The sequence below is a fragment of the Streptomyces sp. NPDC003379 genome, assembly GCF_053589195.1.
Map to the genome: position 1 here is coordinate 1 of NZ_JBSFRK010000017.1, position 15,180 is coordinate 15,180.

The 15,180-nt window shown below is 69.1% G+C and carries 13 protein-coding genes and 1 riboswitch; of the genes, 11 read left to right on the forward strand and 2 right to left on the reverse strand.

Going from position 1 to position 15,180, the window contains the following annotated elements:
- Positions 1-178 precede the first annotated feature (178 nt).
- The 10 genes from ACWDVB_RS18430 to ACWDVB_RS18475 all read left to right on the forward strand — a co-directional run bounded on the left by ACWDVB_RS18430 (position 179) and on the right by ACWDVB_RS18475 (position 10,260).
- Positions 179-787: a CDP-alcohol phosphatidyltransferase family protein gene (locus ACWDVB_RS18430; RefSeq protein ID WP_451519361.1), complete on the forward strand. Its 609-nt coding sequence runs from the start codon at positions 179-181 to the stop codon at positions 785-787.
- A gap of 107 nt (positions 788-894) precedes the next feature.
- Positions 895-3,390: a sugar phosphate nucleotidyltransferase gene (locus tag ACWDVB_RS18435; RefSeq protein ID WP_451519362.1), complete on the forward strand. Its 2,496-nt coding sequence runs from the start codon at positions 895-897 to the stop codon at positions 3,388-3,390.
- A 90-nt stretch (positions 3,391-3,480) separates the two neighbouring features.
- Entirely contained in the window at positions 3,481-4,380 is a 900-nt protein-coding gene (locus tag ACWDVB_RS18440) for a DUF881 domain-containing protein (protein WP_451519363.1), read from the forward strand.
- Positions 4,377-4,709, forward strand: coding sequence for a small basic family protein (locus ACWDVB_RS18445; RefSeq protein WP_030794354.1), 333 nt, complete (start codon positions 4,377-4,379; stop codon positions 4,707-4,709). The genes ACWDVB_RS18440 and ACWDVB_RS18445 overlap by 4 nt, the downstream gene beginning before the upstream one ends.
- Before the next feature lie 5 nt (positions 4,710-4,714).
- Positions 4,715-5,542: a DUF881 domain-containing protein gene (locus ACWDVB_RS18450; RefSeq protein WP_451519382.1), complete on the forward strand. Its 828-nt coding sequence runs from the start codon at positions 4,715-4,717 to the stop codon at positions 5,540-5,542.
- A gap of 82 nt (positions 5,543-5,624) precedes the next feature.
- Complete coding sequence (locus ACWDVB_RS18455) at positions 5,625-6,593, forward strand: FHA domain-containing protein (protein ID WP_451519383.1); 969 nt, start codon at positions 5,625-5,627, stop codon at positions 6,591-6,593.
- A 44-nt stretch (positions 6,594-6,637) separates the two neighbouring features.
- Positions 6,638-7,381 (forward strand): transcriptional regulator FtsR, encoded by a 744-nt coding sequence (ftsR, locus tag ACWDVB_RS18460; protein WP_451519364.1) that lies wholly within the window; start codon positions 6,638-6,640, stop codon positions 7,379-7,381.
- Between the two features lie 118 nt (positions 7,382-7,499).
- Positions 7,500-7,973 carry a bifunctional nuclease family protein gene (locus ACWDVB_RS18465; RefSeq protein ID WP_067272821.1) on the forward strand — a complete coding sequence of 158 codons (474 nt, stop codon included), beginning with the start codon at positions 7,500-7,502 and terminating at the stop codon, positions 7,971-7,973.
- Between the two features lie 172 nt (positions 7,974-8,145).
- A complete protein-coding gene (locus ACWDVB_RS18470) occupies positions 8,146-8,760 on the forward strand; it encodes a MerR family transcriptional regulator (protein ID WP_451519365.1) in 615 nt (204 codons plus the stop codon).
- Positions 8,761-8,805: 45 nt separating this feature from the next.
- Positions 8,806-10,260: a DNA polymerase IV gene (locus ACWDVB_RS18475; protein ID WP_451519366.1), complete on the forward strand. Its 1,455-nt coding sequence runs from the start codon at positions 8,806-8,808 to the stop codon at positions 10,258-10,260.
- A 638-nt stretch (positions 10,261-10,898) separates the two neighbouring features.
- Here ACWDVB_RS18475 and ACWDVB_RS18480 read toward each other — a convergent pair.
- Positions 10,899-11,276 carry a PRC-barrel domain-containing protein gene (locus ACWDVB_RS18480; protein WP_451519367.1) on the reverse strand — a complete coding sequence of 126 codons (378 nt, stop codon included), beginning with the start codon at positions 11,274-11,276 and terminating at the stop codon, positions 10,899-10,901.
- 143 nt (positions 11,277-11,419) lie between these two features.
- A riboswitch (glycine riboswitch) is annotated at positions 11,420-11,518 on the forward strand.
- A 201-nt stretch (positions 11,519-11,719) separates the two neighbouring features.
- On the opposite strand from ACWDVB_RS18480, the gene gcvP reads away from it, so the two are divergent.
- Entirely contained in the window at positions 11,720-14,608 is a 2,889-nt protein-coding gene (gene gcvP, locus ACWDVB_RS18485; RefSeq protein WP_451519368.1) for an aminomethyl-transferring glycine dehydrogenase, read from the forward strand.
- Between the two features lie 163 nt (positions 14,609-14,771).
- Here the strand turns inward: gcvP and ACWDVB_RS18490 are convergent, their stop codons facing one another.
- Entirely contained in the window at positions 14,772-14,978 is a 207-nt protein-coding gene (locus ACWDVB_RS18490) for a DUF5999 family protein (RefSeq protein WP_030794330.1), read from the reverse strand.
- Positions 14,979-15,180: the final 202 nt, after the last annotated feature.

Below are 15,180 nucleotides of genomic sequence, written 5' to 3' on the forward strand. Positions count from 1 at the left end.
GTGTAGGCCGCCGCCTAAATTTTTTTATACCCGGGGCCCCTGTATTTAATTCCAGGGGCCACGGCTTTTTTTGTTTTGCGGAGATGGTATCCCGTCACCAACCCCTCCGCACCGCCCTGCGTCAGCTGAGGGTAAGGTCAGGGGGCATCATTGGCTCTTTTCCACAGGAGGCTCCCGGGTGGAGGTCCAGGAGACGCGGGTCCAGACGGACCGTGTCCTCACCATCCCGAACATCCTCAGCATGGCGCGCCTCGCCGGCGTGCCCCTCTTCCTGTGGTTGATCCTCAGGCCGGAGTTCGGAGGGCCCAACAGCGACAAGTGGGCGCTGCTGGTACTCGCGCTCAGCGGCATCAGCGACTACCTCGACGGCAAGCTCGCACGCCGCTGGAACCAGATCAGCAACCTCGGCAGGCTGCTCGACCCCGCGGCGGACCGGCTCTACATCCTCTCGACGCTGGCCGGCCTGACCTGGCGGGAGATTCTTCCGCTCTGGCTGACCGCGGTGCTTCTGCTGCGCGAGCTGGTTCTGCTCGTGATGGTCTGGATCCTCAGACGCCACGGCTATCCGCCGCCGCAGGTGAACTTCCTGGGCAAGGCCGCCACCTTCAACCTGATGTACGCCTTTCCACTACTGCTCTTGAGCGACGGAAGTGGCTGGCTTGCATCTCTCGCTGCTATTTTCGGATGGGCGTTCGCCGGATGGGGTACAACACTGTACTGGTGGGCAGGGATCCTGTATGTGGTTCAGGTCCGCCGACTTGTCAAGGCGGACAGCATGGCCGATTGAGCCTGCCGATTCGGCGGCCGTAGAGGCGCGAAGGCCCGTTTCACATGCGGGCCAACAAGGCGGGCTGAGTCGGCTAGATCGTCGTCTATAAGGAGGACGTTTCCGACATGAAGGCCGTCGTAATGGCCGGCGGTGAAGGCACCCGCCTTCGCCCCATGACCTCAAGCATGCCCAAGCCGCTCCTGCCTGTGGCCAACAGGCCGATCATGGAGCATGTGCTGCGCCTGCTCAAGAGGCATGGTCTGACCGAGACCGTGGTAACAGTGCAGTTCTTGGCGTCGCTCGTCAAGAACTACTTCGGCGACGGCGAAGAGCTCGGGATGGAGCTCACCTATGCCAACGAGGAGAAGCCGCTAGGCACCGCCGGGAGCGTGAAGAACGCCGAGGAAGCGCTGAAGGACGATGCGTTTCTCGTGATCTCCGGTGACGCCCTGACCGATTTCGACCTCACCGAGCTGATTAACTTCCACAAGGAGAAGGGCGCGCTCGTCACCGTCTGTCTGACGCGCGTACCGAACCCGCTGGAATTCGGCATCACCATCGTCGACGAGGAAGGCAAGGTCGAGCGCTTCCTCGAGAAGCCGACCTGGGGGCAGGTCTTCTCCGACACGGTGAACACGGGCATCTACGTGATGGAGCCCGAGGTCTTCGACTATGTCGAGGCCGATGTGCCGGTCGACTGGTCCGGCGATGTCTTCCCGCAGCTCATGAAGGAAGGCAAGCCCGTCTACGGGTATATCGCCGAGGGCTACTGGGAGGACGTCGGCACGCACGAGAGCTACGGCAAGGCGCAGGCCGACGTGCTGGAGGGCAAGGTCGACGTCGAGCTCGACGGCTTCGAGATCTCGCCCGGCGTGTGGGTCGCCGAGGGTGCCGAAGTGCATCCTGACGCCGTGCTGCGCGGGCCCCTCTACATCGGGGACTACGCCAAGGTCGAGGCGAACGTCGAGATCCGTGAGCACACCGTGGTGGGCTCGAACGTCGTGGTGAAGGACGGCGCGTTCCTGCACAAGGCCGTCGTGCACGACAACGTCTACATCGGCCAGCACAGCAATCTGCGGGGCTGTGTCGTCGGCAAGAACACCGACATCATGCGGGCCGCCCGCATCGAGGACGGCGCGGTCATCGGCGACGAGTGCCTCGTCGGCGAAGAATCGATCATCCAGGGCAATGTGCGGGTCTATCCGTTCAAGACGATCGAGGCGGGCGCGTTCGTCAATACGTCCGTCATCTGGGAGTCGCGCGGTCAGGCGCACTTGTTCGGAGCCCGTGGTGTGTCCGGGATCCTGAACGTGGAGATCACGCCGGAGCTCGCCGTGCGCCTGGCGGGGGCGTACGCGACGACCCTGAAGAAGGGCGCGACCGTCACCACCGCGCGTGACCACTCGCGAGGCGCCCGCGCGCTCAAGCGGGCGGTGATCTCGGCGCTGCAGGCCAGCGCCATCGACGTACGAGACCTGGAGAACGTGCCGCTGCCGGTCGCGCGGCAGCAGACGGCTCGGGGCAGCGCCGGCGGGATCATGATCCGGACGACGCCCGGGGTGCCGGACTCCGTCGACATCATGTTCTTCGACGGGGAGGGAGCAGACCTTTCCCAGGCGAGTCAGCGGAAACTGGACCGGGTCTACGCGCGCCAGGAGTACCGGCGGGCCTTCCCCGGTGAGATCGGCGATCTGCACTTCCCGTCCAGCGTTTTCGACTCCTACACCGGCTCCCTGCTGCGGAACGTCGACACCACAGGCATCGCCGAGTCGGGGCTGAAGGTCGTCGTCGACGCGTCCAACGGAAGCGCCGGACTGGTGCTGCCGAGCCTCCTCGGAAAGCTCGGGGTGGACGCGCTGACGATCAACCCCGGGCTCGATGAGTCACGGCCCACGGAGACCGCTGACACGCGACGTTCCGGGCTTGTGCGGCTCGGCGAGATCGTGGCGTCGGCGCGGGCGGCCTTCGGGGTGCGGTTCGACCCGGTGGGTGAGCGGCTTTCGCTGGTGGACGAGAAGGGGCGGATCGTCGAGGACGACCGGGCCCTGCTGGTCATGCTCGACCTGGTGGCCGCCGAGCGGCGCAGCGGGCGGGTGGCGCTGCCGGTGACCACGACGCGCATCGCCGAGCAGGTCGCCGCGTACCACGGCACACAGGTGGACTGGACGACCACGTCGCCGGACGATCTGACGCGAGTGGGGCGCGGGGAGTCGACCATTTTCGGTGGTGACGGGCGTGGCGGGTTCATCGTGCCCGAGTTCAGCGGCGTATTCGATGGAACGGCCGCGTTCGTGCGGCTCATCGGGCTGGTGGCACGCACCCAGCTCACCCTGAGCCAGATCGACGCGCGTATCCCGCGTGCCCATGTGCTGCGGCGCGATCTGGCAACGCCGTGGGCCGTCAAGGGGCTCGTGATGCGCAGCGTGGTGGAGGCGGCCGGGGAGCGGTCCGTGGACACCACCGACGGTGTGCGGGTCGTGGAGGCCGACGGGCGTTGGGTGCTGGTGCTTCCCGACCCGGCCGAGGCCGTCACCCATCTGTGGGCCGAGGGGCCCGACGACGCGTCCGCCCAGGCGCTGCTCGACGAGTGGGCCACGGTGGTGGACAGCGCCGGCCGCTGACCGTGTCCGGCGCGCCGGGCAGTACCCACAACAGGTGCTGCCCGGCGCGCCGGTGGGGCCATTCGGAGGTAACGCCCGCGACGTGCGACGATGTGCGGCATGCCGCAGCAGCCCCCCGTTCGGAGCACCTCCTCCCGCCCCCGGCGTCCGGACGCGTCCATGTCGCTGCTCACCACCGTCATGGACCACAGCCTGGACGAGGGGTACGCGGAGGCGGCCGCCAGGAAGAAGGCCAGAGGGGACAGTGGTGTTCCCCGCCCGCTGCGGGCCAAACTCGGGCTCGCCGCGGGGCTCGTGCTCGCCGCGCTCGTCGTCACCGTGGGAGCCGCGCAGGCACGTATAGCGGCGCCGGTGCTCGCCAAGGAGCGCGAGGAGCTCATCGACCGCGTCGAAGAGGCGACGGCCGGCGCCGACAAGCTCGAGGACGACGTGGACGAGCTCCGCGACGACGTGGGCGAACGGCAGCAGGCCGCGCTGAAGAAGCACGGTGGCAGCCAGGGTGAGTTGGTCGGTCTCCTCTCCGGCGCCACGGAAGTCCGCGGGCCGGGCGTGCAGCTCGTGGTGGACGACAAGAAGGAAGCCGACCAGGGTGGTGGGGGGCCGCGCGAGAGCGCCGGGTTCTCCGACACCGGGCGGGTGCGCGACCGCGACATGCAGCGGGTCGTCAACGGCCTGTGGGAGTCCGGCGCCGAGGCGATCTCGATCAACGACCAGCGGCTCACGGCGCTGTCGGCGATCAGGGCCGCGGGTGACGCGATACTGGTCGACAACCGTCCGCTGGTGCCGCCGTATACGGTGCTCGCGGTGGGGGACGGGAAACGCTTGAGCACCCGGTTCCAGAACAGCAGCGACGGTCGGTATCTGCATGCCCTGCAGGAGAACTTCGACATCCGGACCAGCATCTCCGTGTCGGAGGAGCTCCGGCTGCCCGCAGCGCCGAGTGTGACCGTACGTACAGCAGAGCCGAAAGCAGGAAAGGGCACATCTTGATCGCCGTACTGGGCCTCGTCGTGGGAGTCGTGGCTGGATTGTTGGTTCGGCCCGAGGTTCCGGCGGTGGTCGAGCCGTACCTTCCGATCGCCGTGGTCGCGGCTCTCGACGCCGTGTTCGGCGGGTTGCGCGCGATGCTCGACGGCATCTTCGACGACAAGGTCTTCGTGGTGTCGTTCCTGTCGAACGTGGTGGTGGCCGCGCTGATTGTGTTCCTGGGCGACAAGTTGGGCGTCGGCGCGCAGCTGTCCACGGGCGTCGTCGTGGTCCTCGGTATCCGGATCTTCTCCAACGCCGCCGCGATCCGCCGGCACATCTTCAGGGCGTGACGCCGATGAGCGCTGACGAGACGCCCGAGTACCACCGCCGCAAGGAACTCCCCGAGGAGGTCCCGGCGGAGCCCGAGGCCGCCGCTCCACCGGCCTCCGGGAAGCCGGGGCTCACCGGCCGTCAGCGGCTGGTCAAGGGCCTGTGGCCGCCCCGGGTGACCCGGCCCCAACTCATCGTCGCCCTGCTGCTTTTCGTGCTGGGTCTCGGCCTTGCCATTCAGGTGCGGTCGAACAACGACAGCAGTGCGCTGCGTGGCGCGCGGCAAGAAGATCTCGTACGCATCCTCGATGAACTGGATGACCGTACTGAGCGTCTGGAAGAAGAGAAGCGGCGTCTCGAGGAGCAGCGGACCGGGCTCGAGAACAGCTCGGACCAGGCCGAAGAGGCGCGCAAGCAGACGGTCGAGCGGGAGCGGCAACTCGGCATCCTGGCAGGCACGGTGGCGGCCCAGGGGCCCGGCATCACGCTCGCCATCAAGGACAAGAAGGGGGCGATCGAGGCGGACATGCTGCTCGACGCCATTCAGGAGCTGCGCGCCGCCGGCGCCGAGGCCATCCAGATCAACGACGTACGCGTGGTGGCGAGCACCCATCTGTCGGACGCCGACGGCGGGGGCGTGAAGGTGGACGGTCGCAAGGTCGGCGAACCGTACCTCTTCAAGGTGATCGGTAAGCCGCAGGATCTGGAACCTGCGCTGAACATCCCCGGGGGTGTGGTGCAGACTCTGGAGAAGGAGCAGGCCACGGTCACCGTGACACGCTCGGAGAAGATCGTCGTGAACGCCTTGCGACCTGCGAAGCGGCCTGACTACGCTCGGTCGTCCTCGCAGTGAGGGGCGGGCGCATGGTGGCGGCGAGGCGAGGGCATGAGGTTGCGGGGGGTCGGCGCACCGGAAGCGTGGTGCGTGGTGGAAACTGTTTGGTGGACACGGACGTTGTGAGGATGTCTGGTTCACCGATGAATGCCGGTGTGTGCAATCAGGGTTCGTCCTGCCCCACGGGCGGGTCTGTTTCGGTCAAGGGGAATCGCCCGTGAAGTTGTTTGCGAAGTTGTTCGGCAAGAGTGCACGTGAGGACAGCGGCAATCCCGCTACTGCCCGTCACCGTGCCCCACGCCATGGAGATGCCGAGGAGCAGGGCGGCGAGCGCCCCATGTTCCGGGACCAGGTGGCTGGTCCAGGTGGTGACATTTCGGGCGGACAGGGCGCGTCGTCTGTTGACCCTGCCGGTCCCGGCCGCATAGGTTTCGGAGAACCGTCAACCTCGAGTACGGGTGGAGGGTTTACCCCCGGTCCGTACGCGTCCAATGCCCCTGCGGGGCAGCCGCGGCAGGAGGACCCGTCCATGGCCCTGGTGTGTACGAGGTGCGGGAACCGCAACGCCGAGGCGAGCCGGTTCTGCTCCAACTGTGGTGCGCCGCTGCGGCCCGGAGCGGCGCCGGAGCGCGCGTCCGAGACGACCTCGACGATCTCCATCTCGGGCCTGGAGGCCTACGACGCGGAGACGACGGGGCAGACCCCGTCTCCCGCGCTCTCTCCGGAGGCGCAGGCCGCCGTCGACGCCCTGCCGCTCGGCTCGGCGCTCCTGGTCGTGCGCCGCGGGCCGAACTCGGGCAGTCGTTTCCTGCTCGACGGCGAGCTGACCACGGCGGGCCGTCACCCGCAGAGCGACATCTTCCTGGACGACGTGACGGTGTCGCGTCGCCACGTGGAATTCCGTCGCGTTCAGGACGGTTCCTTCACCGTCGCCGACGTGGGCAGCCTGAATGGCACGTACGTCAATCGGGAGCGCATCGACTCCGTCGCGCTGTCGAACGGCGACGAGGTGCAGATCGGTAAGTACCGGCTGGTCTTCTACGCGAGCCAGCGCAGCGTCGGCATCTGACCCTCCCCCCGGGCTCCGTCCGGGGGCACCCCCATGGAAGGTCCATGCTTCAAACACCGAGGGGCGGTGCCGGCACCGGCACCGCCGCCGCGGACCGTCGACTGATGAGCATCGGCACCGTGCTGAACATGCTGCGCGACGAGTTTCCCGAGGTCACGATCTCCAAGATTCGTTTCCTGGAGTCCGAGGGGCTCATCGAGCCGCAGCGCACGCCTTCCGGCTACCGGAAGTTCAGCCCGCAGGATGTCGAGCGGCTCGGTCACGTCCTCAGGATGCAGCGGGACCACTATCTGCCGCTCAAGGTCATCCGTGAGCATCTGGAGGCGCTGGAGCGCGGCGAGCGGGCTCCGCTGCCCTCTCCGGGGCGCCAGCGGGACAGCGGCGGCGTCGAGGGCCCGGGCGAGGCCGAGGAGCCGACGGCGGCCCGTGTGGGCCGTGACGAGCTGCTGGCCGTCGCGGAGATCGACGAGGGGCAGCTCGCCGAGTGGGAGACATACGGGCTGGTCGCACAGCTGCCGGACGGCGGTTACGACGCGGAGGCCGTCACGGTCGCCTCGCTCGTCGTCGAACTCGGCCGGTTCGGAATCGAGCCACGCCATCTGCGGGCCATGAAGGCCGCCGCGGATCGGGAGGCGGGGCTCGTCGACCAGGTGGTCGCGCCGCTGCGGCGGCACCGCAATCCGCAGACCAGGGCCCATGCCGAGGCCCGTACCAAAGAACTGGCGGGTCTCACCGGGAGGCTGCATTCGGCCCTCGTGCAGACCGCGCTCGGGGTCAGACTGCCCTGATTCCGCCCTGACACTGCCCGATTCAACGGGCACTCGGAGGGCACTCGCGGAGTCCCCGACCGGTACTCGGCGGGTGCCCGACTACCCAAACCTGCCGGCCACGTCCTAGGGTTGCTGTGTGAACGAGCTCGACGTCGTAGGTGTCCGGGTCGAAATGCCCTCCAACCAGCCGATCGTGCTCCTGCGTGAAGTGGGAGGCGACCGGTACCTCCCCATCTGGATCGGTCCAGGTGAGGCGACCGCCATCGCTTTTGCACAGCAGGGCATGGCACCCGCACGGCCGCTGACCCACGACCTGTTCAAGGACGTGCTGGACGCGGTGGGCCAGGAGCTCTCCGAAGTGCGCATCACGGACCTGCGAGAAGGGGTCTTCTACGCCGAACTGGTCTTCGCCAGCGGGGTGGAGGTGAGCGCGCGGCCATCCGACGCCATAGCGCTTGCGCTGCGCACCGGGACGCCGATCTACGGCAGTGACGGTGTCCTGGACGACGCCGGCATCGCGATCCCGGACGAGCAGGAGGACGAGGTGGAGAAGTTCCGCGAGTTCCTCGACCAGATCTCGCCCGAGGACTTCGGTACCAACAGCCAGTGAGGCGCCGCTCCCGGCGGCCCGTTTCGGGCCATTCGGCTAGCCTTTCCCCGCGGCAAGGTACGGGAAACCACTCTCAGGGTGATTATCACTCGGCGTGGCGAGTGTGGCGATCGTTGACGAGCCCCTGGTGACTGCCTACCGTCGTGCAGGCAGGTCAAGGACGGAGGTCGGCGTGAGAAGCAGCGGCGACGGTACGGCGGTGGGTGGTCCGTACGCGTTTCACGGCAGCGCGGCCGATCACTCTCCGAAACCGGTGGCGGTCCAGGGGAGCGGGGACGCGACGTCCGAGAATTCCGAGCAGATCGGGTACCGCGGTCCGACCGCGTGCGCGGCCGCGGGCATCACGTACCGGCAGCTCGACTACTGGGCCCGGACGGGCCTGGTCGAGCCCAGTGTGCGTGCCGCCGGTGGCTCCGGTACCCAGCGGCTCTACAGCTTCCGGGACGTCGTCGTCCTGAAGGTCGTCAAGCGGTTCCTGGACACCGGGGTATCGCTGCAGAACATCCGTACGACGGTCCAGCATCTGCGGGAGCGCGGGTTCCGTGATCTCGAGCGGATGACGCTGATGAGCGACGGGGCGACGGTGTACGAGTGCACGTCGTCCAGCGAGGTCCATGAGCTGCTCCAGGGCGGCCAGGGGATCTTCGGGATCGCCGTGGGTGTGGTGTGGCGTGACGTCGAGGCGGCGCTGTCCCAGCTGCACGGGGAGCGCGTCGACACCGGCGAGACGCTCGTCGGGCACAACCCCGCCGACGAGCTGGCCAGGCGGCGCAACAGGGCGGTCTGAGCCGTCGGTGGGGCATTGTCAGTGGCGTAGGGCAGCATCGGAGATGTGAGAAGCGCGCCGACGATTCTGCATCTGGACATGGATGCCTTTTACGCGTCCGCCGAGCAGGCCGCGAAGCCGAGTCTGCGCGGGAAGGCCGTCGTGGTGGGCGGCCTCGGGCCGCGGGGTGTCGTGGCCACCGCCAGCTATGAGGCGCGGCGGTTCGGTGTGCACTCGGCGATGCCGATGGGGCAGGCGCGGCGGCTGGCGCCGAACGCCGCCTATCTCGTCCCGCGCTTCGGGCTGTACCGCGAGGTCAGTGAGCAGGTGATGGCGCTGCTGCGGGAGCTGTCGCCGCTGGTGGAGCCGCTCAGTTTGGACGAGGCCTTCGTGGACCTGGAGGCGGGTGGTGTCGCCGACGACGAGGCGTCGGCCAGGGCGGTGGGGGAGCGGCTGCGGGTGGACATCAGGGCTGCGACCGGGCTGACGGGGTCGGTGGGGCTCGCCGTGTCCAAGATGGTGGCGAAGATCGCCTCCGAGGAGGCGAAGCCGGACGGGCTCGTGCTGATAGCGCCGGGGACGGAGCGGGCGCTGCTGGGCCCGATGTCGGTGCGTACGTTGCCCGGGGTGGGGCCGGCCACCGGGGACCATCTGCGGCGGGCCGGGATCACCACGGTCGAGGAGATCGCGGAGGCCGGGGAGGACGAGCTCGTACGGCTGCTCGGGAAGGCGCACGGCGTGTCGCTGTACGCGATGGCGCTGGCGCGCGACGAGCGGCCCGTGGTGGCGGAGCGGGACACGAAGTCGGTCAGTGTCGAGGACACGTACGACGTGGACATCCACGACCGGGTGCGGGTCAGGACGGAGGTCGCCCGGCTCGCGGACCGGTGTGTGCAGCGGCTGCGGGAGGCTGGGCACTCGGGGCGGACCATCGTGTTGAAGGTGCGGCGGTTCGACTTCTCGACGCTGACGCGGTCCGAGACGCTGCGGGGCCCCACGGATGACCCTGGGGTGGTGCGGGAGGCCGCTGCGCGGCTGTTGGAGTCCGTGGACACCACGGGAGGGGTGCGGCTGCTCGGGGTCGGGGTCACGGGGCTCGCCGACTACACGCAGGAGGACCTTTTCGCGCAGGCACAGGCGCAGGCGGAGGCGCTGGCGCTGGCTGCGGTGGAGACAGGGGCCGAGGCGGATGAATCGGTGCCCGGGGAGGCGGTGCCCGGGGAGCAGCCGGAGGTCGGCGGGAGCGCCGAGGAGCCGGTGGTGCCCCCGGAGCGGCGGTGGGCGGCCGGACACGATGTGCGGCACGCCGAGTACGGGCACGGCTGGGTGCAGGGGAGCGGCCTGGGCCGGGTCACGGTTCGCTTCGAGACACCGGGGTCGGAGCCGGGGCGGGTACGGACATTCAGCACGGACGACCCGAAGCTGACACCGGCCGAGCCGTTGCCGCTGGTGGGGGTGCGGGGCGAGGGGGCGGTGGTGGCTACTGGAGTGGGGGGTGTGGGCGCTGGGGAGTCAGGCTGAGGCGAAAGGGCGGACGGCGAGGGGAGGGCAGTTTCGGTGGCGCTGTCGGCCAGGGTCGGGCGGCGGGGTGGCCGCAGGGAGCGTCCGGGCCTGCCGGCGGGGTTGGCGGTAGGAGCAGTCCAGGCGTGCTGGGCCTGTCGGCGGGGTGTGGGGTCAGGGCGGGTCTGGGCGTGCCGGGCTGCTGGCCGGGTGTGGTGCCAGTGCGGGGCCGGGGCTGCCAGGTCTGCTGGCGGGGTGTGGGGTCAGGGCGGGTCTGGGCCGCGCTAGGTCTGTCCGTGGGTGTGGGGTCAGGGCGGGTCTGGGCGTGCCGGGCTGCTGGCCGGGTGTAGTGCCGGTGCGGGGCCGGGGCTGCCAGGTCTGCTGGCGGGGTGTGGGGTCAGGGCGGGTCTGGGCGTACCGGGGCTGCTGGCGGGTGTGGGTCAGGGTGGGTCTGGGTGCGCTAGGTCTGTCCGTGGGTGTGGGGTCAGGGCGGGTCTGGGCGTGCCGGGCTGCTGGCCGGGTGTGGGGCAGTGCGGGGCCGGGGCTGCCAGGTCTGCTGGCGGGGTGTGGGGTCAGGGCGGGTCTGGGCCGCGCTAGGTCTGTCCGTGGGCGTGGGGTCAGGGCGGCTCCGGGCGGGCCGGGGCTGCTGGCGGGTTGGGTCAGGAGGGGTCCGGGTCTGTTAGGTGGCCGAAGTCGTGGTCGGGGGGTGGGGGGTGGGGGAGTGTGGTGTCCAGGCCGTAGTGGTGGTAAAGCTGGAGTTCCTGGGCGGGGGAGAGATGGCGGCCCACGCCGAAGTCGGGGGCGTCCTTGATCAGGGCGCGGTCGAAGGGGATGCGGAGGGTACCGTCGTCGACCAGTTCGCTCGGTTCGAGGGGGACGAAGGCGTCGCGGCTGAAGAGGCCCGTGCGTATGGCGGCCCACTCCGGTGCACCGGTGGCGTCGTCGAGGTAGATCTCGTCGATCGTCCCGATCTTGGCCCCGTTCCGGTCGAACGCCTTGCGGCCGATCAGGTGGCGCGGATCGATGTCGGTCTGCACGGGCCCTCCAGCTGGTCGCGGGTCTCCGATGTGGGCATAACTCATCTTTGTCCGCTCGTACTCCCTACGTAAGAGCACTTCGGGGCAGGCGGCCACTCGAGGGAACGGCTGTGGTCCTCGCTGGTAGGCTGACGGACGGCTGCTGACCCCGTGCGGGAGAGCTCTCCGGGTCACGATTCCGGAGGCGCCGAAGGAGCAAATCCTCCCCGGAATCTCTCAGGCACCCGTACCGCACGGACGAGGTCACTCTGGAAAGCAGGGCGGGCGTACGGGCGGGCACGTTCGGATCCCTTCCTCACCGACGGTGAAAGTCGGACGGCGTCTACGCAGGACGTAGGTGTCGCCCGGTGAAGCTCTCAGGTTGAGATGACAGAGGGGGAGGCCGTCCGGGTACCCACGCCGTGGTACCCCTCGTAGGTCGCGCAGACCAGGAGGCCTCCGCAATGACTGCCACCAATCGCATCCCGCTCTCCGAGCTCGAACAGGGCATCCCCTTCGAGCAGCGGCACATCGGGCCCGATGCGGAAGCGCGGGCCAAGATGCTCGCCCAGGTCGGGTACGGCTCGCTCGACGAGCTCACGGCCGCCGCGGTGCCGGATGTGATCAAGAACGCCGAGGCGCTGAAGCTGCCCGGCGCCCGTTCCGAGGCCGAGGTTCTCGCCGAGCTGCGCTCGCTCGCGGACCGCAATCAAGTTCTCGATTCGATGATCGGGCTCGGGTATTACGGGACGTTCACACCGCCCGTCATTCTGCGGAACGTCATGGAGAGCCCCGCCTGGTACACCGCCTACACCCCGTACCAGCCCGAGATCTCGCAGGGACGCCTTGAGGCGCTGCTCAACTTCCAGACCATGGTCGCCGAGCTGACCGGTCTGCCCACCTCGGGGGCCTCGCTACTCGACGAGGGCACCGCCGCCGCCGAGGCCATGGCACTGTCGCGGCGCATGGGGAAGGTCGAGGACGGCGTCTTTGTCGTGGATGCCGATGTGCTGCCGCAGACCATCGCCGTCATGCAGACCCGTGCCGAGCCCACCGGCGTCGAAATCGTCGTCGCCGACCTGAGCGAGGGCATTCCGGCCGAGGTCGCCGAGCGCGGTGTCGTGGGCGTGCTGATGCAGTACCCCGGCGCCTCCGGTGTCGTACGCGACATGAAGCCGCTGATCGACCAGGCGCACGAGCTCGGTGCCGTCGTCACCGTCGCCGCCGACCTGCTCGCCCTGACGCTGCTCACCTCGCCCGGTGAGCTCGGCGCGGACATCGCGGTCGGGACGACGCAGCGCTTCGGTGTGCCGATGGGATTCGGCGGGCCGCACGCCGGTTACATGGCGGTGCGCGAGAAGTTCGCGCGCAGCCTGCCCGGACGGCTCGTCGGTGTCTCCGTCGACGCCGACGGCAACAAGGCGTACCGGCTCGCGCTGCAGACCCGTGAGCAGCACATCCGCCGCGAGAAGGCCACGAGCAACATCTGCACCGCGCAGGTGCTGCTGGCGGTCATGGCCGGTATGTACGCCGTCTACCACGGTCCCGACGGGCTCAGGGCCATCGCGCGGCGCACCCACCGGTACGCGACACTGCTCGCCGCGGGCCTGACAGCCGGTGGCGTCGAGGTCGTCCACGGCGCGTACTTCGACACGCTGACCGTGCGCGTGCCCGGCAGGGCCGGCGAGCTGGTCTCGGCCGCACGCGAAGGCGGCGTCAACATCCACCGGGTCGACGCCGACCACATCTCGCTCGCCTGCGACGAGACCACCACGCGCCAGCAACTGGCCGCCGTGTGGGGAGCCTTCGGGGTGGAGGCCGACATCGAGGCGCTCGACGCATCCGTCTCCGACACGCTGCCCGAGGGCCTGCTGCGTACGGACGACTACCTCACGCACCCGGTCTTCCACCAGTACCGCTCCGAGACCTCGATGCTGCGCTACCTGCGCAGGCTGGCCGACCGCGACTACGCGCTCGACCGGGGCATGATCCCGCTGGGCTCCTGCACCATGAAGCTCAACGCGACCACCGAGATGGAGCCGGTCACCTGGCCCGAGTTCGGGCAGCTGCACCCCTTCGCGCCCGCCCAGCAGGCGCAGGGTTACCTCACCTTGATCCGTGAGCTGGAGGAGCGGCTGGCCGAGGTCACCGGGTACGACAAGGTCTCGCTGCAGCCCAACGCCGGGTCGCAGGGCGAGCTTGCCGGTCTGCTCGCCGTACGCGGGTACCACCGGGCCAACGGCGACGAGCAGCGCACCGTCTGCCTCATCCCGTCCTCCGCGCACGGGACGAACGCGGCGAGCGCCGTCATGGCCGGCATGAAGGTCGTCGTCGTGAAGACCGCCGATGACGGTGAGATCGACATAGAGGACCTGCGCGCCAAGATCGAGAAGCACCGCGACGAGCTGGCGGTGCTGATGATCACGTACCCCTCGACGCACGGTGTCTTCGAGGAGCACGTCGCCGACATCTGCGCCTCGGTGCACGAGGCCGGCGGTCAGGTGTACGTCGACGGCGCCAACCTCAACGCCCTGGTGGGGCTCGCCAAGCCGGGGCACTTCGGGGGCGACGTCTCGCACCTGAACCTGCACAAGACCTTCTGCATCCCGCACGGCGGCGGCGGCCCCGGCGTCGGCCCGGTCGGTGTGCGCGAGCACCTCGCGCCCTACCTGCCCAACCACCCGCTGCAGCCCGCCGCGGGCCCCGACACCGGTGTCGGTCCGATCTCCGCGGCGCCGTGGGGTTCCGCCGGGATCCTGCCGATCTCCTGGTCGTACGTACGTCTCATGGGCGGCGAGGGGCTCAAGCGGGCCACGCAGGTCGCGGTGCTCTCCGCCAACTACATCGCCAAGCGCCTGGAGCCGCACTACCCGGTGCTCTACACCGGTCCCGCCGGGCTCGTCGCGCACGAGTGCATCATCGACCTGCGGCCGCTCAGCAAGGCGACGGGCGTCAGCGTCGACGACATCGCCAAGCGGCTCATCGACTACGGCTTCCACGCGCCGACCATGTCGTTCCCCGTCGCGGGGACGCTGATGATCGAGCCGACGGAGAGCGAGGACCTGATCGAGATCGACCGGTTCTGCGAGGCGATGATCGCCATCCGCCGGGAGATCGAGAAGGTCGGCTCCGGCGAGTGGTCCGCCGACGACAACCCCCTGCGGAACGCGCCGCACACCGCGGCCGCGCTCGGCGGCGAGTGGGAGCACGGCTACAGCCGCGAGGAGGCCGTCTTCCCGGCCGGTGTCGCCGCGTCGGACAAGTACTGGCCGCCGGTTCGCCGTATCGACCAGGCGTACGGCGACCGGAACCTCGTCTGCTCCTGCCCGCCGCTGGATGCCTACGAGGACTGATGGCGGGCGCCCGTGCGGTACGGGCATGCGTCGGGGCCGGTTCGGAGAGTTCTCTCCGGGCCGGCCCCTCGGTCGTTCCGCTGTGCGGTTGTTCGGTGCTGCGTGATGCTGGGTAGTGCTGCGTAGTGCTGGTCGTACGTCCGTGCGGGTGTGCCGGTGGTGATCAGGCGGCCGTCATGATCTGGTCGGTGCCCAGCGGTCGGTGCGGGGCGATGATCTGGCCGTCCGGCAGCAGCTCACCGGTGTCCTCGAAGAGCAGGACGCCGTTGCACAGCAGGCTCCAGCCCTGCTCCGGGTGGCTCGCCATGAGGAGCGCGGCTTCCCGGTCGGCGGAGTCGGCTGTCGGGCACGGTGGTTGGTGCTGGCACATGGAAGGGTTCTTTCGCTGCGGTGAGATGGCTGTGACGTCAGTCCTGTGGCTCGATGCGGTATGCATAACCGCCCCCCCCGTTGTAGTCGGTCCGGTCCCAGTGTTGCCCCACGGGCGTCAAACCGCAGGGATTTTGCTGCAGCGGTTCCTACTGCTTAATGACGTATCACCCGCCCGGACGGTTCACCCCAACTCCAGTGTC